The following is a 22,395-nucleotide window of genomic DNA, read 5'->3' on the forward strand; positions in this document are numbered from 1 at the left end:
CTTAGCACCATTGTAGGGTTTAAATGGTCTTTTCATAGGTTTAGAGTGTTGATTTTTATTAATTTAGTCACACTAAAGTAATAAAAACAAATGAAAAAGCAAGAGAAATTTTATTTTCATAAAATACCCTTGCTTCAACCTCTTACTGCTATGCGGCAGTACCTTACATAAAAGTAATAAAAATTAATTAACTATTAATAGTATTGTTTCTATTTTTCTCTTCTTACTTATCCTATGGTTTCTTTTTTATATAAAAAAAGGGTGAACCCATCACGGTAACACCCTTAAAAATAAAAAAACAAATTAGTTTAAATAATAAACAAAATAATGAGCAAGTAATAAACTGTACTATATTATATATATAGTCAGAAATTCAAAAAAGTCAAGTATTAATTAAAATATTTTCGTAAATTAATGTTCCTAACTAACTACTTGACCTATGAAAACATTTTACTTCTTATTATTTATTCTGTTTGCTTCTTCATGTACCAACAAACAGCGCCAGCAAGACAAGCTTCTAATTGAGCTAAATGAGTCAAAACAAGAAACTGTAAGACTTCAACACAAGTTACAGCAACTGCAAGACGAACTTGACAATTGTAAACTTAATTATTCTGCTACGGATGAGGTCTCACCTACTTCAGCCACTTCTCAATAAAGCTATTTGCATAACGAGCAAGTGATTTAACAATAATACTCGTCTGTTTCAATATTTCGTCCGAAAAGTGTCCACTAAGGGCGCAAAAAGCGTAAACAACTTCATTACTCAAATCAAGATATGAACTTAAGAAAGTTCCTAGAATCCAACTCACAAAAACGCCAGTAAAAATCGACTGGATGAATTGGATTCTGTTTAATTTTTTCTTGAATCCTGCTATGATAGCGCCAGCGACACCAGCGCACAAGAAAGCAATATCTTTAAGAGTAATTGGAAGCTGTTTGATGAGGTCTAAAATGTTTAATAGATAATCTTTCATAAAAAAGACAACATTTGAGTTGTCTTTTATAAATAGTATATATTATTTTGATTAACTAAATATTTACGATAGGGTTATAAGTTAAATCAATAACATTGATAAAATAGTCTAAATTTAAATCTAATTCACCTCTATAACCATAATCGTTATAATATTCATAAAACTTCATAAGCTCTTCACTATTAAATTTTGATTTAATATTCAATTCATAATTTGAAATCTCTCTGTTAAAAACATATACTTTTTCTCCGTAACCATTATTTAAATAACTATTATAATAATTCAAGAAATAAGCTTCAATTTTTATACAATCTCTATTATCAAAATTTAAATCAGTTAAAATTTCAAACATTTTAGTATGAGCATCTGCCATTTTTAAAGTCTTATTAGATAACCCTAAGTAAAAATCGTTTTGAATAAATTTACAATAGATAATAAAACACAAAAAGTCTGGTATTAAGTATTTATTTGTACTTAACGTTTTTAATGAAATCCTAATATGAGACATTATTTTTTCTTGCTCTCGAAGATTTAAAATCCCAATATAATTTTTTAATGATTTCATAAATCCATCTCTATCATATTGAAATTCTCGAATTTTTATTCTTTCATTACTATTTAGAAAAGAATCAAAATCATAATAATCATATAAATATTCAAAAAATTTATTTTTGTCTGGTTGCGGTATTTCAAACTCTACATCAATAAATCGTTTCAGGTATTGATTAGCATCAATTTTTTCTGAACCATAAACACCACAAATTGCATGACCCAATTGTATTTTATCTATTGACAAAACAAAAATAATATTTGGTACATTAAAAAAATGCTTTACTTGTTCTAGTAATGAAACTGAATAATTCGGTCTACAACGATCTAATTCGTCAATGAAAAATATCAAAGGTTTTCCATTAAAATTATTCGCTACAAAATCGCCTAAACTCTTTCGAAATTCTTTTATTGATTCTTTTCTTTTAACATAATCATTTACATCTGCTTCAAAAATTTCTGTAGCTGTTTTAATTGATTCATGAACTACATCAATTATTAATTCTGAATCAACATATTTGTTTAGAACCCCTTTTGCTATAGCTGGTAAAATATTCTTAGATAATTTTGCAGCACTACTTACAACTTTATTAAATGTTATACTTTCTTCTTTCTTAATAATATTTAATTCACCAATCAGAGCAGTTAAAGGATTATCTTCAAAGTCATTTTCCCAAGCGTTGAAATAAATTGTTTCGTAACCTTTATTAGTTAGCATTTGCTCCCACATCTTTACAAATGTGGTTTTTCCTGCACCCCATTTATTATTAAGTGCTAAAACAAAACCATCACCATAATTTTCAATTAAACTTGTAAGAACAGTCGCATACTTCTCTCTATCGAGTTTACAGTTATTAAATGGATATTTTTTATCTATTTCAACATCATCATGTTTAATCAAATTTTTAATTTTGGTAATAGTAGTTGAGATTTGCAATATCAAATTTTGAAGAAACAATAACCATTATGACGCAAGATGACGTCGACGGATCATTTAAAGATCAAAACATGAATACAATAATATATATGTGAAAGCACAGTATTTATTATCAAAATTTGAAAAATGGCACTAAACAAGCCAAACAAGCAAGTAATCAAGTTGATAGACATTCTGTACTCTAGTGACGTTTGTTCGTTGCTGAGAATTTCTCAAAAGACTCTTCAGCGCTGGGAGAAGAAAGGCTTACCGTATACAAGAAGTGAACACACAAACATGAAAATGTATGTTGAGAGTGAGGTTTCTGCATGGTTACTTGGTAACAATAAATAATAAAGGGGCTTAACGCCCCTTATTTATTTGTATTTAAAAAATTCTGAATCCAAATTCTTAGTAACATCAAAGAACTCAATTGCACGGTCAATCTCACTTCTACGATCATATATAGAGAATGCAGTTCCATCATTCATCGCCTTATGAGTCATTGCTTTCACCTTGTACCTATCAACTCGCAAGTTAAGAAGATTGGTAATAAAGCTTGCTCTACAAGCATGACTACTCACTACTTCGCTTAGTAACTTATTTTCTTTTATTTGTCCTTTACCGTAAACATGGTGAGTTACCACAACTTTATCTTTTATCCCCATCTCACTCAGCAATGCTCTTATCTGATAGTTAACCATTGGAGCGGTACTCAACTTCGGAAACTGTCCCATCATTCTATCATATATTTCAATTGCTGGCTTCATGAGCGGACTTAACAGCTCAACACCAGTCTTGCTTGCTCTGTTTTTTATCGCAAAAAATTGCTCACCAGTTGGAGTCGTAATCAGCTGAGGTTTATCACCTCGCAATTTATTGATTGACTCAAATCGCATTCCAGTAGTTACTGCCAACATTATATAATCTTTACCTTTTTGAGTTGTATTCTTCTTTGGTTTATAATTATATATTTGTAATAACAATTCTTCGGTTAAGTAATATTCTTTTGCGCTAGGTTGCATATTAATAATCAACCTCTCATCTCTTAAGTTCAGTGTATTATGCAACTCGTAACCTCTTTGTTGTGCTTTACTCAACAAGAATCTCAAGCGTGTTGTAATCACACTGATAGTGTTAATTGACTTTCCTACCTTGTGATGTATTTTGCAATGAATTTCTTTATTTTTACCTTTTATTTTATCAATCGCAAGCTGGTTAGTTACTTCAACAAAATCGTTATAAATATCAAAACTAAAATCACTTATAAGGAGCTCCAACCCCTTACTCTGTTGATAGTTTTTTATATGGTGAATTACGCTTAAATAATTCCAAATTGTGCCATCACTGATCTTCTTTTTGTTTTTCAGTCGTAGCTCTTTTACCTCTTTTACATAGTCATTAATGAAGTCAACTAAGGTAATATTTGAACTTGTTTTTTCTTCAACTTCTTTACCTAAATTGACGAGTAATTTAGTTTTAAATTCGTCTTTACTTGGCTTCTTTTCGATCACTCTAAAATAAAGCTCGGTTTGATTTACAGCTTGCTCGAATTTTTCAATATAATCTCTGAAGATCAAATTTGATGGTTTTTTAGATTTAAAGAATCTATCTCTATTATACTTGTAATTATCACTAACGTCTCCAAAATCTTGTGGAAAGATTGATTTACCAATAGATACCTTAAGCCGTTCTTGTGATTGCGAAAATACACCAGTGATGTACGCAAAAACTGGTGATTGTTTACTTGTGTCTTTCGACTTTAATTGATAGTTTATCATTTTAAAAACTTTATATTTGTGTTTAAATTATAAAATTACGACCCCATTTCGGGGCGTAAAATAGGGTGAGATTAGATGTCCTAAACTGTCCCAGAGTGTCCTAAAACTGCTTAAAAAAGCCCTTTTTTGAAACACTTTACAAATTTTAAACAAAAACATAATAATGTGTTTATCAATATTTTAAACCATTAAAAAGTAAGTTTTATCAAAATTAAAGAATAAAAGTGGAGATTGTTATAATAATCGTATTGATTTTATTGAACGGAATTTTTTCCATGTCAGAAATGGCACTTGTTTCGTCAAGAAAATTCAAATTAGAAAATCAAATGAAGAAAGGAAGTTCTGGGGCTAAAACAGCTTTAGAACTTGCTGAGAATCCAAACAAATTTTTATCAACCGTACAAATCGGAATTACCCTTATTGGTATCTTGTTAGGGGTTTTCTCTGGTGATAAACTAACTGCAGATTTAACAGAATTTTTAACATCTATCGCTTTCATTGCACCTTACGCCAAAACACTTTCTCCAATTATTATGGTGGTTATCATCACTTATTTTTCGATTGTATTTGGCGAATTATTACCAAAACGTTTAGGAATGAAATTTCCTGAAGTGGTTTCTACTATTGTTTCGAAACCGATGAAATGGTTATCTATCATCACTTCACCATTTGTTTGGTTATTAACGGTTACCAATAATTTTTTCTTAAAACTATTTGGTATTAAAGACGATAGCAGCGAAGTTGTTTCGGAGGAAGAAATAAAAAATATCATCAAAGAAAGTACTGAAGGTGGTGAAATTCAGGAAAAAGAACACGAAATCTTAGAACGTGTTTTCGAGCTTGGAGATCGTCGTGTGAATACGTTAGCAACACATCGTTCAGAAATTGCTTCATTAGATATTTCGGATGATTATGAGAAAGCCCGTGCAAAAGTCAAGAAAAACAAATACTCAGCCTATCCCGTTACCAAGAACAATAATTTGGATGAAATCGTTGGGATTCTGAAACTAAAAGATATGTTTGGGGTAAGTAAGGAAGATTTTAGCCTGAAAAAATTTATACACAAACCTATTTTTGTCAACGAGAATTCATTTAGTTATCCGTTGTTGGAAATGTTACAGAATTCGCAAGCGCATTTCGCAATTATTTTAGACGAATATGGTACGACGGCTGGTATTGTAACAATAAATGATATTTTGGATGAATTGGTTGGTGATACACCAGAGAACCAAGACGAAGATTATGAAATCGTAGAACGTGAAGATGGTACATGGTTGATCGATGGGCAATTTTCGATCTATGAATTCGAGAAGTTTTTTGAAATTGATATAGACGAAGACATCGAAAATAGATACGTTACCGTTGCTGGGATTTTCTTGGACAAATACGAAACCATTCCAAATGTTGGTGATAAGGTAGAAGTAGAAGATTTGACGCTAGAAATTGTAGACAAAGACGGTAATCGTATTGATAAAATATTGGCATATCGTAAGAAATAAAAAAAACTCAACCAAAATGGTTGAGTTTTTTTTGTAACTCACTAATTTATTTTTTGAGCAGTAATATAATTTTCTCCATTAGCACTACTTCCTAGACCTGTAATTGATATTGTAGCAGATGCAGCTTGTGTAGTAGAACCATTACTATAATTAGAATATTTTCTAGAACCTTGCCAGAGTGTTAAATAATATCTTTTCTTAGCTGTACTTGTATTTGTAATAAATACCTTCCCGTTAATAACAGCATAAAAAGCATCTGTTGATCCACTAGACCCTCCAAAAATCACTGTCGATCCTCCTATTAACCAACCACTTTCTGAAGTTAGAGGTAAATCTCCAGATTGATTAACCACTACAGCTGTAGTTTCTTCTGTAAAAGTAAATTTATTAAAAACATAGTTTAATCCTGCTACACTAGCAGGTAAACCAAGATTTACCAATACATTAGCTTCTACCTCCCATTTACCTGGATCTAAATCTATATAAGAACCTAAATGTATCTTATCTATTGTTGCTACCGTTGTTGTTAAAGATATTGTATTATTATTTGTTGTTACTCCTGCCCCTCCACCTATTAATTGAATAGCTGAATTGGCTGGTCTCATAACTCCTCTAACTTTACTTACTGTAACTTCAGACCATTTAGCAACACCATTATTATCAGAAGTTAAAACTCTATTTAGAGCTTGAGTTCCATCATTTATTGTAACAGCAGATAATGGAGTTGTAGTTGTACCTCCTGAAACTACATGTAATTTCGTTGTTGGAGCTACTATTCCAAGCCCTAAATTACCAGCATCTGTAGCAACAACCTCTGTGCCAGCAACTCTCGTAACACCGTTAGAAGTAGTTCCTAACTCTACACGGGTATTAGCAGAATTATTAACCCAAGCATCGTTTGTTGTATCTGCATCAGTAGAATTTAATAATTTTATCCAAACAGTACCATTAAATGTATAATAACCTGATGAAGTTATTTGAACTACCTGTGACAGACTTGCTCCAGACGCCCCTCCTGTAACATCAGATACATAAACCAACGCACCCGTTTGTAAAGCAGCATATGTACCTGCAGCTTTATTTGCCAATTCTGTTTTTGTCATATTAGGAGGTATTACTCCATCTACAGAAGTTGTAGGTGTATTAGTAGATTTTCTAACATCTAAAGTAGCCTTAGGATCATTTGTTCCTACACCGACTTGTGCATTTACGTACCAAGTTAAACCTAAAAAAATCAGGCTAAGTAAAGTTTTTTTCATTATAGTAATATTTCTAATTGGTTGGTAGTTAAGAGAAATATTATTTTTGGCAAATATACTATATTATAAATATTATAGTATACAAATAATTTATAAAACAAGAAAAATCAAGCAAATAGACAAATTTCAATTAGAAATACACGACAAAGTATTTTATCATTCTTCATCTTTTCAAAAAATATTTGGCGTTTCAAACATAGTCGATCACGTCTAGACGTAGCTGACGTGGTTCTGAAGTAAGCTGACGGCGTTTGTAACGTATATTTTGACGTTATTGACGCCAAATTTGGCGTCCAAGGCGTCGTTGACCACGTCCCGAAGGCTAAAATATACGTCGCGAACCACGTCGACGGGGTAATTTTGGAAGCTGGCTTGTTTCGGGACGTCAAACTATGTCTAGAATAATAGTCTTTTAATATACCTCAAAAAAAATGTAGTCAAAAAGACTACATTACATATAACTAAAATCCACTACTTATTCAGCTGCTGGTATATTAGCTGTTGTTGTACTTCCTCTACTCGAAAAAAATTGTTTCAAATCACTACGTTTTTGTTCGTAACCACTTGCCGAGCTTCCTGCTTTATAAGCCGTCTACGAATAATCTTCTAATGCTGCTTGGTAATTATCAAAATCATGCAAAATTTTGGCATTGTATACTTTATCTATTAATGTATTGATGCGCGCCAAAATAGTTTCTATATTTTCTCTACTTTCATAATCTCTCAAAAACTCCGCCCAATCTACATCTGGCGCAGCTAAATTGGGTTAATTGGTATAGTAGTCATATACTTTGTTTACAACCAATTTGTTTTGCTCGTTGATGCTTCCATATTTTCTACGATCTTCGGAAGTTAAATTAAAATCAATCTCCTGCAATTCATTTTCTAATGTTGTTAAGGCATCTTGCACAGCAACTACTTGCTCTGCAGAAAGGTGTTTGTTGTTTAGATTGGTAATAGGCATAATTGTTTAAGTTTTTATGGTTAATACTTAAAACTATTAATAATAAATGAGTTAACAAAAAAAATCTCAACCAAATGGTTGAGATTTTAGTAAATATTTTATTTGTTATTAATTATTGCGCTGATCTTGATACATCTATCAAATAATTAAGATGCGTAAACATATATTGTTTAACTGATTCTATTTTCACATTACCAGTTGCAGGAGTAACTGTTGCTCTTAGACTAGCATAACAAGTTCCTCCAAAAGTACCTGTCCCTGTATAAGTATTGGTAGTAGAATTAGGAGCTGTAATAACAGGTTCTGATGATAAACTTTTATTATTAATAAATTTAGGAGACCATGTTGTACCGTAACTACCAGTTCCTGTATTAATATTATTTACGACAATAATATCAGTACTAACTGGGTTTGTAAATCCCGTACAAGAAGAATAGTGATTAATTCTTATACTACAAGATGATGTACTATCACTTGGTTTATAACAAGGTCCATCATATATTGGTATAATTTGTATAGCTTCAGATTGAGAACTATTGATAAATGCTTTCGGCGAATTTATCTCAGCTACAGATAATAGCCCTAATTTACCATTTGTATCGGCTGTTACAATTTTATTTTCAGTATTAGCAAGACTACTTACTCTTGCAGTACCCACTACATCTAAAGTTTCTGTAGGCTTTATAGTACCAATACCTACTTTGTCTTGTGCAGCACCAGAAACAGGTGGTCGTCCCAAAACAATAGAGTTGCTTGCACCTACTACAGCCCCAGCACCTATGGCTGTTGCGTACATAGCTCCAGCGTTTACTGTCGCGTCTAATGTAGCATTGCTACCAACAAAAGTAGAGTTACTTACCGTTGTAGCTGTTGCTGAGTTTGTAACATCTTGCAAAGCATTATTACCTAATGCAACTACATTTGCATATGTAATATTTGCAGTATTTGGGTTAATGCCAGAACCTATAAGGGTATTTCCTGTAGGATTAGTACCTACATTAGCTTTTAATACATTAGCTCCTACTAATGTATTATCGCTATTTTGTGCTAATCCAGCTCCTGCATATCCACCAATAGCTGTATTATTGTTACCAAAACCATTATTCATTGCATAAGCACCAAGAGCAGTACTATTACCATACGAGTTTTGTTGTGTCAAAGAATTGTAACCAACTGCGGTATTATATGTACCAGTTGTGGTTGAAGCTTGAGTTTGAACTCCGATCGCTATATTTCCTTGTCCTGATGTTAGATTAGATAAAGCACTTCCTCCAATCGCTATTGTAGAAGAAGCATTCGTAATTTTATTTGATGTATTACTTCCTATCGCAATATTATCTGTACCAGTCCCTAAGGAACTTCCATTACTCCCAATACCAGCATCTTGCGTTAAGTGATTATTTGTACCAACTAAACGTAAGTCTTGTGTTGCTACTGCAGGAGTAAATTTCACCCATTTTGTTCCATCAAAATAATAGTATCCTACTGCATTAATTGCAGCTGTAGCTGTCACTGTAGAACTTGCAGAGATATCATTTACATATACGATAGCTCCAGTTTGAGCAGTAGTGTAAGCTGCATTTTTTGCATCTAAGTTTGCAACTGATACACGAGGCGCAATAACACCATCTGGAGTTGCTGTATCTGTAGGTTTTCCTACAATATCTAAAGTAGATTGCGGTGTGTTAGTTCCAACACCCACCTGTGCATTTGCACAATAAGTAATACTTATTAGTGCAAGACTAAGTAAAGTTTTTTTCATAAATAAATTGGTTCTAATTGGTTTTGGTAGCAATAAGAATTATTTCGCAAATATAATGTATAATTTTTAACAATATTACAAAAAGAAATAATTCCACATGATATTTTTCATATAAAATATAAAAGGCTATTTTGTAATACATTACAAAACAACCTTTTATTTAAATTATTAAATATTGAATCTTCCTAATGTCCTCCTTCGGATTTCACTTCATCAAGATTAATTCCTTGTTTTTTAAGAATTTTAGGTGTTGCAATTGCGTAGAATACTAAATATACAAAACATAAAATACAAACGATATAACTAGAATGAACAGTTGTTAAATCTGCAATATATCCTTGGAATATACTTACTAGTCCTCCTCCCATAATCATCATAATTAAGAAATTACTTCCTTGCGAAGTATTTTTTCCTAAACCATTAATTGCTAATGCAAAAATACAAGGCCATAATGTACTACAAAACAAACCAACACTTGTAATAGAATAAATAGAAACTAAACCTGTTGTATTCATTCCAATTAATAATGCTACAATTCCGATAATTGAGAAAGTTAATAACATTTTGGCAGGATTTCCATTTGTCCATAAAGAAGCTAAAATCATTATTAAAATAATTACACTGTATAAATAAAATGGTTTCAAATCATGTCCTGCAATGTAATTAACTAATAAGAAAATTCCAAAAGCTAAATAAGGTGCTATAAATTTAAGAGCCAATGTTTTTGTTTTATCTAAACCAAATGCTTCTGCAGCACCACCCCAACGACCAATCATCATACTTGCCCAATATAATGAAACGTATGGTGTTACTCCTTGTATATCGAATCCTAATTCATTGTGCATATATGCTGGTAAATTACTTACAGTAGAAACTTCTACACCTACATATAAGAAGATCGCAAGCATTCCTAATAATAATTGAGGATATTTTAAGGCTGATGATTTATCATTTTTTGAAGTTGTAATTGCACTATCATCCTCTTGTTCTGGATGATTTGGTAAAGACGAAAATTTCAAGAAAATGGCAACAGCTAAAAAAGCAACACCCAAACACAAATATGGAATTTTAACTGCTTCTATACTCAAAGTTGTTTCTCCTTCTCCACCCGCACCAAAAATTGCATAAGCAACAATTAAAGGTCCAATTGTAGTTCCTAAGTTATTAATACCTCCCGCTAATGTTAAACGTTGAGATCCAGTACTTGCATCTCCTAAAGCAATTGCAAGTGGATTAGCAACAGTTTGTTGCAACGAAAAACCTAGACCTACAGTAAACAAACCTGTTAACATTAAAGGAAATGATCCTGTATTGGCTGCCGGAATAAAAAAAAGCGTTCCAATGGCAGATAAAAGAAGTCCAAAAGATAATGAATTCTTATACCCAAATTTATTGATTAAATCTTGTTTTGCTAATAAAGAGGCTCCCATATAAATTAAAGCTCCGACTGTATAAGCGATGTAGTATGCAACTGCTACTAATTGACTTTCTGCTTGAGATAAATCAAATGATTTTTTGAAAACAGGTATTAATATTTCATTACTTGACGCAACGAATCCCCAAAAGAAGAATACTGTAACTAGTGGGATAAATTGACCCCAATTAGTTTTTTGTGATTGACTCATGTGTTTTGATATAATTTTTTTTAAATATTGGTTGATGATTGCCTAAACAACCAGCTTATAAATATAGGTTATTTATAGTTTATTTTACAAATATCAATTTACATTTGACATAGGGTAATTAAGAAATTAATTTATATTTTGTTGAACATAAACTAAATAAAATTGAAATTAATTTTTTAAAAAAAAGATTTTATTTAAATTAATATATTAAGATTTAAAATCTTAAATTTTTTTAATCCTCTAAGTTAAATTTTTTATAGTGTTTTATGTACATTATTAAAAAACTTTTTAATACTTTTACAAAACATCATCTCGATGTATTTTTTTAAATATAAAATGTAATCGATTACATTAATTTTAATAAATAACTATTATGATAAATTCTGAATTTAGGTATGCACATCATCCTAATGATGTTAAAAAATATACAACTGAAGAACTAAGAGAACATTTTTTAATTCCTGATATATTTATAGAAGATCAGGTGAAATTAGTGTATTCAATGTATGATCGCTTGATTATTGGTGGTATTTACCCAGTTAATCATGCACTAACTCTGGAACCTACAAAAGATCTTAAAGCAGAATTTTTCTTAGAAAGAAGAGAGCTAGGAATTATTAATGTTGGTGGAAAAGGAAAAGTTACAATTGATGGAACTGAATACGAATTGAGTAATAAAGAAGCTTTGTACATTGGTAAAGGAAATAAAGAAATTGTTTTTGATAAAGTAAATAACGAACAGCCTTTATTTTATATCAACTCTGCTCCAGCTCATCACTCTTTTCCAACTAAAAAAATAACAAAAAACGAAGCTGAAATTGTTGAGTTAGGCGACTCTAAATATGCGAATAAAAGAACAATTAATAAACTGATTGTAAATAGTGTTTTAGAAACTTGCCAATTACAAATGGGTATGACCGAATTACATCCTGGTAGTGTATGGAATACAATGCCGGCTCATACACATGAAAGACGAATGGAAGCATATTTTTATTTTGATTTAGAAAAAGGGCAATCGATTAGCCATTTTATGGGACAAACAAATGAAACGCGTCATATTTTCTTACAAAACAATCAAGCTGTTATTTCGCCAGAATGGTCTATTCACTCGGGTGTAGGTACTTCAAATTATACTTTTATTTGGGGAATGGCAGGTGAAAATATGGATTACAGTGATATGGATGGTGTAAATACGGATGAATTAAAGTAATTGAATTATGAATTTATTTGATTTATCTGGAAAAATAGCTTTAATAACAGGAGGTACACACGGTTTAGGATTAGCAATGGCAGAAGGATTGGCGCAAGCTGGTGCTGAATTAGTTATTACAAGTACTACTCCTTCAAAACTTGAAGAAGCTTTACAATATTATAAAAGCAAAGGGTTTACTGCAACTGGATATATTTTTGATGTGACTGATCAACTGAAAGCAAAAGAACAAGTTGAGTTAATCGAAAAAAATCATGGTCAAATTGATATTCTTGTCAACAATGCTGGAATTATCAAACGAGTTCTTGCGGTAGATATGGATATCGAAGATTTCAGAAAAGTTATCGATGTCGATTTAGTTGGTCCTTTCATTATGTCACAATTGGTTGCAAAAGGAATGATTGAGCGTAAAGCTGGAAAAATAATTAATATTTGTTCGATGATGAGCGAATTGGGACGAGACAATGTTTCTGCCTATGCTTCGGCAAAAGGTGGATTGAAAATGTTAACGCGCAATTTAGCGACAGAATGGGCAAAACACAACATTCAAGTTAACGGAATCGGACCTGGTTATTTTGCAACTTCTCAAACAGAACCTATTCGTGTTGATGGAAATCCTTTCAACGAATTTATCATCAACAGAACACCTACAGGTCGTTGGGGAAATCCCGAAGATTTAGCTGGTACAGCGGTTTTCTTAGCTTCGGAAGCAAGTAATTTTGTTAATGGACAAATTATTTATGTCGATGGAGGAATTTTAGCAACAATAGGTAAACCATCAAACGAGTAAAATTTAAATACTATATGAAATCATTTATAACTGATACATTTTTATTACAAAATAAATATGCCGAGGAATTGTATTTCAACTATGCTGAAAAACTTCCTATCATAGATTATCACAATCATTTATCACCGAAAGATATTGCAGAAAATAGAGTTTTTGAAAATATTTCGAAAGTATGGATTGCTGGAGATCATTACAAATGGCGCGCAATGCGAACGTTAGGAATTAATGAAAATTGTATCACAGGAAATGCTTCAGATTTAGAAAAATTTGAAGCTTGGGCGAAAACTGTTCCTCATACACTTCGAAATCCTCTATTTCATTGGACTCATTTAGAATTAAAACGATATTTTGGAATCGATGAATTATTGAACGAAAATAACGCGAAAGAAATTTTTGAGAATACTTCGGCTCAATTACAACAAGCAGATAAATCTTGTCAAGGTTTATTAAGCTTAGTAAATGCTGAAACGGTTTGTACGACTGAAGATCCGACAGATACGTTAGAATATCACAAAACACTGAATGAAAGCGATTTTAATACTAAAGTTAGTACAGCTTTCCGACCAGATAAAGCAATTCTGATTGAAAATGAAGATTACAATTCATATATTAATAAACTTTCTGAAGTTGTTGGTTTCGAAATTAATTCGTTCCAAAACTTGAAAGATGCTTTATATAATCGAATTGAAGCGTTTAATGCAATCGGTTGCAAAATATGTGATCATGGTTTAAATAATATTTCTTACGAAGAATTTACTGATAATGAAATCAATATAATTTTCGAATCAAAAAGAAATAACCAACCGTTAAATCATACTCAAATCGAACAATTCAAAACTGCCCTACTTCTATTTTTAGGAGAAACGTATCATCAATTTGGATGGATTCAACAATATCATTTAGGCGCACTTCGCAATAACAATGCTCGTATGCATCGTGTTTTAGGGCCAGATACAGGTTGGGATTCTATCGGAGATTTTAAACAAGCAGCCAATCTTTCTAAATTCTTAAATAGACTAGATGGAAATGATAAATTGACAAAAACAATCATCTATAATTTGAATCCAGCTGATAACGAAATTTTCGCAACAATGATTGGGAATTTCAATGATGGAAGCGTAAAAGGAAAAGTACAATTTGGTTCAAGCTGGTGGTTTTTAGATCAAAAAGATGGTATCATCAAACAACTAAATGCTTTATCTAATATGGGGTTAATAAGTTGCTTTATTGGAATGTTGACAGATTCAAGAAGTTTCTTATCTTTCCCTAGACATGAGTATTTCAGACGAGTTATTTGTAATTTATTCGGAGAAGAAATGGCAAATGGAGAATTACCAAATGATATTGAATTAGTTGGAAAAACAATATCAGATATCTGTTATTACAATGCAAAAGAATATTTTGATTTTTAGACCTATTTATGAGCAATAATATTTTGACTTTTGGAGAAGTTTTAATGAGAATTTCTCCATCAAATCATAAAACTTTGCAACAAAGTAAAGAAGTAGAATTCTTTTTTGGCGGGACAGAAATGAATGTTGCGGCTTCTTTGTCAACTTTTGGTTGTAAAACGCAGCACATCTCAAATGTTTCGAATGATTTTGTCGGAGATGCAGCTATTTCTTACATGAAGAGTTTAGGAATTGATGTTTCATTTATCACAAAAAATGAGCATCCACTTGGATTATATTTTTTGGAAGTTGGTTCTGACGTCAGACCAAGTCGTATTGCATATAATCGATTAAATGGATCTTTTTCAAATATAAAACCAAACGAAGTTGATTGGAATAAAGCCTTAGAAAACTGTAATTTTTTCCATTGGACAGGAATTACACCTGGAATTTCAGAATCTGCTTATGAAACGTTGAAGCAAGGTTTACAATTCGCTTATTCAAAAGGAATCAACATCACAACTGACCCTGCTTATAGAAGTAATTTATGGAATTACGGTAAAAAAGGACAAGATATTTTGAAAGAATTAATCGGATATTCAACCATTTTTATTGGGGGAGTGAATGAAATCAATGAAATTTTAGAAACAAATTTCTCAACGGATAAGAATGGATTTATTGAAGCTTCTAAAACATTGATGAAAGAAATTCCATCAATTCAAAAAGTATTTGATAAAGTTAGAATTGGAATTAATGCAAGTTCGCAAGCAACACAAGGTAGAGCTTGGATTAATGATGAATATTTAGAAACAGAAGAAATTCAAATCAACCACGTCGTTGATAGAATTGGAACTGGTGATGCGTTTGCTGCAGGTTTGATTTATGGTTTGATTAATCATGATGATCAATTTGCTTTAAACTTTGCAAATGCTGCTTGCGCAATGAAACATACCATTTTAGGTGACACAAATTTAGCTTCTGTTGATGATATTTTAGAGTTAGTTAATGGGAATTTTGGGGGAAGAATAAAAAGATAAAAATGGCAAGATTTACAAGAATAGAAGTCGCTTTAAAAGCAAAAGAAACTGGAATTGTTCCTGTTTTCTATCATGAAGATATCGAAATTTCTAAAAAAATAATAAAAGCTTGCTACGATGGTGGCGCAAGATTATTTGAATTTACAAACAGAGGCGATTTTGCACACGAAGTTTTTGCTGAATTAAATAAATATGCGGCAAAAGAATTACCAGAATTAATCTTAGGAATAGGTTCTGTTTTAGACGCACCAACTACTGCATTATATCTACAATTAGGAGCAAATTTTATTGTTGCACCTTCATTAAATCCTGAAGTAGCAAAAGTTTGTAACCGAAGAAAAGTAGCTTGGATGCCTGGATGTGGTTCTGTATCGGAAATATCTTTAGCAGAAGAATTAGGAGCAGAAATCATCAAAATATTTCCCGCAACACAAGTTGGAGGGTCAGATTTTATAAAAGCTGTAAACGGACCAATGCCTTGGACGGATATAATGCCAAGCGGAGGAGTTATGCCAACAAAAGAAAGTATAGCAAGTTGGATAAATGCTGGCGCTTATTGTGTTGGAATTGGATCACAATTGTTCACAAAAAATTCATCGAATGAATATGATTACTCTCAAATAGAACGAACAGTTGGAGAATCAATACAAATTTATAAAGAATTAAAAAATATATGATTTAAAGGAAGAAGTCAAAATAATAAATCACAAAAACACACTAAATGAAGAACGAAACTTCCATTAAACCAAGTAGTTTTAGATGGACTATTTGCAGTTTACTATTTGTTGCCACAACCATAAATTACTTAGATCGTCAAGTTTTATCATTAACTTGGAAAGATTACTTAGTTCCAGAATTTCACTGGAATAATAATGACTACGGAAATATCACCGCTCTTTTTTCAATATTTTATGCTGTAAGTATGTTATTTGCGGGTCGATTTATTGACAAAATGGGAACTAAAAAAGGTTTCTTATATGCTATTGCAATTTGGTCGATTGGTGCATGTTTACATGCTTTTTGCGGAATTGCAACGGCAGGATTTATTACAGATAATTGGTTTTTAGGATTTGCTGGAGCAAAAGAAGTCTTAGAAAAAGTAAGTGACACTTCATTAATTATTTCAACAAGTGTTAGCTTATTTATTTTTGCTCGATTAATTTTAGCAATCGGTGAAGCAGGAAATTTCCCTGGAGCAATCAAAGCTACAGCCGAATATTTCCCGAAAAAAGACCGCGCGTTTGCTACAAGTATTTTCAATGCTGGTGCTACTGTTGGTGCGTTAGCTGCTCCTCTTACAATTCCATTTATTGCAAAATCAATGGGTTGGGAAATGGCTTTTATCATCATCGGAGCATTAGGATTTATTTGGATGGGATTTTGGATTTATTTGTACCAAGAACCACACAAACATCCAAAGGTTAATAGTGCTGAGTTAGAATATATTCAACAAGATATAGAAGAAAATACAGGCGCATCTACAGAAGGTAGAAAACTAACATTTTCTGAATGTTTTAAATACAAACAAACTTGGGCTTTTATCTTCGGAAAATTTATGACAGACGGCGTTTGGTGGTTCTATCTTTTCTGGACTCCAGCCTACTTAAGCTCAGTATACAAGATGGATAGCACACAAAGTGCCTTACCTTTATTTGTTCTATATATCATCACATTACTTTCTATTATTGGAGGATGGTTACCAAAATATTTTGTCGATAAATTAAATATGAATCCATATTCAGGAAGAATGCGCGCAATGTTAATTTTTGCTTTCTTTCCATTATTGGCATTATTAGCTCAACCTCTTGGTGCAACCTCTTTTTGGGTTCCTGTAATTATCATCGGTATTGCTGGAGCAGCACATCAAGCTTGGTCTGCAAATATTTTCTCTACTGTTGGAGACATGTTTCCTAAAAGCGCTATTGCTACAATAGTTGGAATTGGTGGTATGGCTGGTGGAATTGGTTCTTTTTTGATCAACAAATCATCAGGAGTTTTATTTGATTATTCGCACAAAAACTGGACAACTATCGATGGTATACCATTATTAGAAAAATATCCTCAATACATTAACGAAAGATTACCAGAAAATTTACTTTCAGATTTAGAAAAATCAGGAGCAATTATAGTTGATGGAATCAATAAAGGTTATATGATCATTTTTACAATTTGTGGAGTTGCATATTTAACAGCATGGATTGTCATGAAAATATTAGTACCAAAATACAAAGTGATTAAATAATCAATTAAAATTCAATAACTTGAAAACAAAATTAAATAAAAAACTATATCATCAAGAAAATGAACTTCCTATAAAAATTATTCAATTTGGAGGTGGAAATTTTATGCGCGCTTTTACAGACTATGTAATCGATAAACTGAATAAAGATGCCAATTTTAATGCAGGAATCGCAAACATAAAAGTTACGCCTTCTGGAAGTTCATTTCATACTTTTGAAGAACAAGATAATCTGTACACTTTATTTATTCGAGGAATTAAAAAAGGTGAATTGATTGATGAAAATCGTGTTATTTCTGCGATTCAAAAATCTATTAATCCTTATAAAGAATACCAAGATTTTTTGAAATTAGCAAAAGAAGATCAATTGGAATTTGTTTTTTCTAACACAACAGAATCTGGAATTGTATTTAATCCTTCAGAAGATAAATTAGAAAATGCACCACACGAAAATTTTCCTGCAAAATTAACTGCGTTCTTATATGAAAGATATCTTTATTTTAATGGAGATAATAACAAAGGCTTAACAATTATTCCATGTGAATTAATTGAGAATAACGCCATTATTCTGAAAGATTATATTTTAGAATATGCAAAATTGTGGAACTTAGAAGATGAATTTATCACTTGGATTAACACTTCAAATAACTTTCATAATACATTAGTAGACAGAATTGTACCAGGTTTTCCAAAAGATGATTTAGAGAGCTACACAAATCAATTAAACTATGAAGATGAATTGATTGTCGTTTCAGAAGCGTTCTTATTTTGGGCAATTGAAGGTGATGAAAAATTAGAAGAAAAGATTCCTTTAAGTAAAGCAAATGAACAGATTTTGCTTGTCGAAAATATAGCGCCTTATCGTACTTCTAAAGTCAGAATTTTGAATGGAGCTCACACTTCAATGGTTCCTTTTTCTATCATGTTAGGAATAGAAACTGTTCGTAATGCAATCGATAACAAATTAGCTGGAAATTTTATTAAAAATATTATTTATAATGAAATTATTCCTATTCTTGATTTACCAGAAGAACAATTAAAAGAATATACAGAAGATGTTTTAGATCGATTTAGAAATCCTTTTATCAAGCACTATTTATCAAGTATTGCGTTAAATTCTATCTCAAAATTCAAAGTTCGTGTTCTACCAAGTTTATTAGATTATGTAGAAAAATTTAATCAAATTCCGAAAGGAATTACATTTTCTTTGGCTTGTTTAATTCGTTTTTACAAAGGTGATTGGAACAATCAAAAATTACCTGTAAATGATGATGAAGCAATTATAAATGAGTTTAAAAACATTTGGAAAGACAATGATTATCAACAAATAAGCAATTCTGTTTTGAAGAATATAAATTTTTGGGAACAAGATTTGACAAAAGTGAATCAATTAGAAAATGAAGTTGAAAAAGCTCTTCGACTAATTGATGAATATGGGATTGAAAAATCTTATGAAATGTATAGCAACCAAACGATTTAAGAGAGAAAAATGCAGAAAAAAGCTATAAAAGTTAATCCAACAGATAATGTAATTGTTGCATTAGTTGACCTAAAAGCAAATGAAATTGTAGTCGTTGATAATGCTGAATTTGAAATTCAGAAAGATACAAATGCGAAACACAAATTTGCTGCAATAGATTTTGTAGAAAATGACACGATTACGATGTATGGTATTACTGTCGGAAAAGCCGTTTGCAACATAAAAAAAGGTGAAGTTATTACGACTGAAAATGTAAAACATCAAAGTTCTAAAGTCGAAAAGAAAACGGCTACAACGTCATGGACTGCTCCAAATATCGATAAATGGAAAGATAAAACATTTATGGGGTATCACAGAGAAGACGGACAGGTTGGAACTGAAAATATTTGGTTGTTTTTTCCTTTAGTTTTTTGCGAAAACAGAAATGTCGAAATTTTGAAAGATGTTTTCGAAAAAGAATTATTATTCGAAAAACCATCTAAACATCAATTGCTTTTACGTTCGTTAATTCAGAATTCTGATGAAAATGAGCAAGAAACAGGTGAAGAAGACACAAGAGTTTTCAAAAATATTGATGTTAAATTCGTTACACATCAAGGTGGTTGTGGCGGAATTCGTCAAGATGCTGAAGCTTTAGGAAGATTGCTTGCTGGTTATGTAAATAATCCTAATGTCGCTGGTGCAACAGTTTTGAGCCTTGGTTGCCAGAATTTACAAGTTGATATTTTTAAAGAAGCTTTGCATAAAATCAATCCTGATAGTCAAAAACCTATTATCGTTTATGAGCAACAAAAATCTGGAACAGTTGATAATATGTTAAACGGAATTATTAAAGATTCGTTCGAAGCAATCAAAAAAGCCAATGAAATTGAACGTAAACCAGCTCCATTATCCAAATTAGTTTTAGGATTAGAATGTGGAGGATCAGATGGTTTTTCTGGTATTTCTGCTAATCCAACTTTAGGCTATTTATCAGATATTATGGCTGCAATTGGAGGCACAACAATTTTGTCCGAATTCCCCGAATTGTGCGGAGTTGAACAAGAATTAATCAATCGTTGTGTTAACGAAAAAGATGCCGAAAGATTTTTACAATTAATGAAAGATTTCGAAGATTCTGTTGTCGCCGCGGGTTCTGGATTCGACATGAATCCTTCTCCAGGAAATATAAAAGATGGATTAATAACAGATGCGATGAAATCTGCTGGTGCTGCCAAAAAAGGAGGTTCCTCTCCTATTCAAGATGTGTTAGATTATACAGAATATATCAAAAAACCTGGATTGAATTTACTATGTACGCCAGGAAATGATGTAGAATGTACAACTGCTTTAGTCGGAACTGGATCTAATATTGTCTTATTCACAACAGGTTTAGGAACGCCTACAGGAAATCCTGTTGCTCCTGTTGTAAAAATTTCTTCGAACACAGCATTACAAGAAAAAATGCCTGACATTATCGATTTTAACACAGGAGAAATCATCACAGGAAATAAAACAATTGAAGAAACCGCTGACGAGCTTTTAGAATTTATCATAAAAGTTGCAAGCGGTGAAGTCAAAGTAAAAGCTAAAATTTTAAATCAAAATGATTTTATCCCTTGGAAAAGAGGCGTTTCTTTATAACCTATTTTCTTTTCGAAGATTTTCGAATATGAATTTGAGGATTTAAAACAACCTTTTTTTCTATGCTTATCCCTGAAAAATTTTCGTTCATATATTCCAGAAATACTTGAGCGGAAATTTTTCCCATTATATCTGGTGTCTGATCAACACTACTAATAGGCAATTCCATATATTGTGTAAATGGTTCATTACTAAAACCTATTATTGCAACATCTTCTGGAATGCTAATATTTTTCTTTTTCAATTGTTGACAAGCACCCAATGCTGCATAATCACTGGCTGAGAAAATTCCATCTGGTGGCGATGATAAATTCCACAATGTTTTTATTGCTTCAACTCCATCTTCTATCGAACTTTTAATTGGAAAAACATATTCTTCTTTAAACGTCAATTTATTATCTTTCAATGCGTCGATATATCCATTGTAACGATTTTGATAAATCTCCAAACGTAAATCTCCAGATAAATGACAAATTCTTCGGCAACCTTGTTTAATCAAATGTTCGGTTGCTAAGTATCCTCCTTTATAATCATCAATTGTTACAGTGCTGATACCTGCAATATCTTTTTTACGGTCAAAAAATATGATTGGAGTATTAGATTCTTTTGCAGCTTCAATATGCGAAATATCTTCTGTCGTTTTAGAAACAGACATAAAAATACCATCAACCTGTGCATTCAATAATGTATTTAGTTGTTTTCTTTCTAAATCTACATCTTCGTGACTTTGACAAATAATAACATGGTAACCATGTGGAGACAACTCCTCTTCTATCCCACGAATTAGAGATGAGAAAAAATTTGTATTAATATATGGAACAATAATCCCAATATTATTTGTCTTCCCACTTTTTAGAGCCTGTGCTAAAGTATTTTGTTTGTAATTAAGCTCTTTAGCAGCTTTCATAACCAACTCTTTCGTTTTCTGACTAATTTTAGGATGATCATTTAAAGCCCTCGAAACGGTAGCTGCACTAATATTCAATTTTTCAGAAATATCATATATTGTAGCACTTTTTTTCATAATAAGGTAAAATTCAAGTTCGTTATCAAGATTCGGTAAATATAAATTAAATCTCAATAGTATTATATAGTAATGTATAAATTACAATGGTTCTAAAACTTTTTTTTCAGAATCTAAAACAATTTGTAATCGATTACAAATTTACTTCAATTTACATATTTTTAGAATTAAAAATTCAATAAGTCATCAAAAGAATTATGATTTTAACTAACCATTTAGCTTATTCAAGTTAGAGTATATATCAATATTAGTCAAAATAAATACATATT

At 31.5% G+C, this 22,395-nt stretch carries 18 protein-coding genes; 9 read left to right on the forward strand and 9 right to left on the reverse strand.

Going from position 1 to position 22,395, the window contains the following annotated elements; all coding sequences use genetic code 11:
* Positions 1 to 635: 635 nt before the first annotated feature.
* The 3 genes from B2217_RS12870 to B2217_RS12880 form a co-directional block, all read right to left on the reverse strand.
* Entirely contained in the window at positions 636 to 977 is a 342-nt protein-coding gene (locus tag B2217_RS12870) for a hypothetical protein (RefSeq protein ID WP_180906643.1), read from the reverse strand.
* 55 nt (positions 978 to 1,032) lie between these two features.
* Positions 1,033 to 2,463, reverse strand: a complete 1,431-nt coding sequence (locus tag B2217_RS12875; protein ID WP_244958044.1) for a KAP family P-loop NTPase fold protein — start codon at positions 2,461 to 2,463, stop codon at positions 1,033 to 1,035.
* 356 nt (positions 2,464 to 2,819) lie between these two features.
* Complete coding sequence (locus tag B2217_RS12880) at positions 2,820 to 4,223, reverse strand: phage integrase SAM-like domain-containing protein (protein ID WP_180906642.1); 1,404 nt, start codon at positions 4,221 to 4,223, stop codon at positions 2,820 to 2,822.
* A gap of 224 nt (positions 4,224 to 4,447) precedes the next feature.
* On the opposite strand from B2217_RS12880, the gene B2217_RS12885 reads away from it, so the two are divergent.
* The gene (locus B2217_RS12885; RefSeq protein WP_180906641.1) at positions 4,448 to 5,722 is read left to right on the forward strand and encodes a hemolysin family protein; all 1,275 of its coding nucleotides are present in this window, start codon (positions 4,448 to 4,450) and stop codon (positions 5,720 to 5,722) included.
* Between the two features lie 41 nt (positions 5,723 to 5,763).
* Here B2217_RS12885 and B2217_RS12890 read toward each other — a convergent pair whose 3' ends face one another.
* The 5 genes from B2217_RS12890 to B2217_RS12905 form a co-directional block, all read right to left on the reverse strand.
* The gene (locus B2217_RS12890; protein WP_180906640.1) at positions 5,764 to 6,981 is read right to left on the reverse strand and encodes a hypothetical protein; all 1,218 of its coding nucleotides are present in this window, start codon (positions 6,979 to 6,981) and stop codon (positions 5,764 to 5,766) included.
* Between the two features lie 592 nt (positions 6,982 to 7,573).
* Entirely contained in the window at positions 7,574 to 7,708 is a 135-nt protein-coding gene (locus tag B2217_RS16960; protein ID WP_317169024.1) for a hypothetical protein, read from the reverse strand.
* Positions 7,709 to 7,747: 39 nt separating this feature from the next.
* Positions 7,748 to 7,945 (reverse strand): hypothetical protein, encoded by a 198-nt coding sequence (locus B2217_RS16965; protein ID WP_317169023.1) that lies wholly within the window; start codon positions 7,943 to 7,945, stop codon positions 7,748 to 7,750.
* 112 nt (positions 7,946 to 8,057) lie between these two features.
* Positions 8,058 to 9,707: a hypothetical protein gene (locus B2217_RS12900; RefSeq protein ID WP_180906639.1), complete on the reverse strand. Its 1,650-nt coding sequence runs from the start codon at positions 9,705 to 9,707 to the stop codon at positions 8,058 to 8,060.
* 185 nt (positions 9,708 to 9,892) lie between these two features.
* Positions 9,893 to 11,332 carry an MFS transporter gene (locus B2217_RS12905; protein ID WP_280046320.1) on the reverse strand — a complete coding sequence of 480 codons (1,440 nt, stop codon included), beginning with the start codon at positions 11,330 to 11,332 and terminating at the stop codon, positions 9,893 to 9,895.
* A 373-nt stretch (positions 11,333 to 11,705) separates the two neighbouring features.
* On the opposite strand from B2217_RS12905, the gene kduI reads away from it, so the two are divergent.
* Genes kduI through B2217_RS12945 form a run of 8 tightly spaced genes read left to right on the forward strand, consistent with a single transcriptional unit; the run spans position 11,706 to position 21,102 of the window.
* Entirely contained in the window at positions 11,706 to 12,542 is an 837-nt protein-coding gene (gene kduI, locus B2217_RS12910) for a 5-dehydro-4-deoxy-D-glucuronate isomerase (RefSeq protein ID WP_180906637.1), read from the forward strand.
* 7 nt (positions 12,543 to 12,549) lie between these two features.
* Positions 12,550 to 13,332 carry a gluconate 5-dehydrogenase gene (locus tag B2217_RS12915; RefSeq protein ID WP_180906636.1) on the forward strand — a complete coding sequence of 261 codons (783 nt, stop codon included), beginning with the start codon at positions 12,550 to 12,552 and terminating at the stop codon, positions 13,330 to 13,332.
* A 14-nt stretch (positions 13,333 to 13,346) separates the two neighbouring features.
* Entirely contained in the window at positions 13,347 to 14,744 is a 1,398-nt protein-coding gene (gene uxaC / locus B2217_RS12920; protein WP_180906635.1) for a glucuronate isomerase, read from the forward strand.
* Between the two features lie 8 nt (positions 14,745 to 14,752).
* On the forward strand, positions 14,753 to 15,760 hold the full coding sequence (locus B2217_RS12925) for a sugar kinase (RefSeq protein ID WP_180906634.1): 1,008 nt from the start codon (positions 14,753 to 14,755) through the stop codon (positions 15,758 to 15,760).
* 2 nt (positions 15,761 to 15,762) lie between these two features.
* Positions 15,763 to 16,437, forward strand: a complete 675-nt coding sequence (locus tag B2217_RS12930) for a bifunctional 4-hydroxy-2-oxoglutarate aldolase/2-dehydro-3-deoxy-phosphogluconate aldolase (protein ID WP_180906633.1) — start codon at positions 15,763 to 15,765, stop codon at positions 16,435 to 16,437.
* A gap of 44 nt (positions 16,438 to 16,481) precedes the next feature.
* The gene (locus B2217_RS12935; protein ID WP_291092602.1) at positions 16,482 to 18,002 is read left to right on the forward strand and encodes an MFS transporter; all 1,521 of its coding nucleotides are present in this window, start codon (positions 16,482 to 16,484) and stop codon (positions 18,000 to 18,002) included.
* A gap of 19 nt (positions 18,003 to 18,021) precedes the next feature.
* Complete coding sequence (locus B2217_RS12940) at positions 18,022 to 19,479, forward strand: tagaturonate reductase (RefSeq protein WP_180906631.1); 1,458 nt, start codon at positions 18,022 to 18,024, stop codon at positions 19,477 to 19,479.
* A gap of 9 nt (positions 19,480 to 19,488) precedes the next feature.
* Positions 19,489 to 21,102 carry a UxaA family hydrolase gene (locus tag B2217_RS12945; RefSeq protein WP_180906630.1) on the forward strand — a complete coding sequence of 538 codons (1,614 nt, stop codon included), beginning with the start codon at positions 19,489 to 19,491 and terminating at the stop codon, positions 21,100 to 21,102.
* Position 21,103: 1 nt separating this feature from the next.
* Here the strand turns inward: B2217_RS12945 and B2217_RS12950 are convergent, their stop codons facing one another.
* Complete coding sequence (locus B2217_RS12950; RefSeq protein ID WP_180906629.1) at positions 21,104 to 22,126, reverse strand: LacI family DNA-binding transcriptional regulator; 1,023 nt, start codon at positions 22,124 to 22,126, stop codon at positions 21,104 to 21,106.
* Positions 22,127 to 22,395 lie beyond the last annotated feature (269 nt).

Origin of the sequence: Empedobacter sp. UBA7620, assembly GCF_002484185.1 — a bacterium.
Classification (GTDB): domain Bacteria; phylum Bacteroidota; class Bacteroidia; order Flavobacteriales; family Weeksellaceae; genus Empedobacter; species Empedobacter falsenii_C.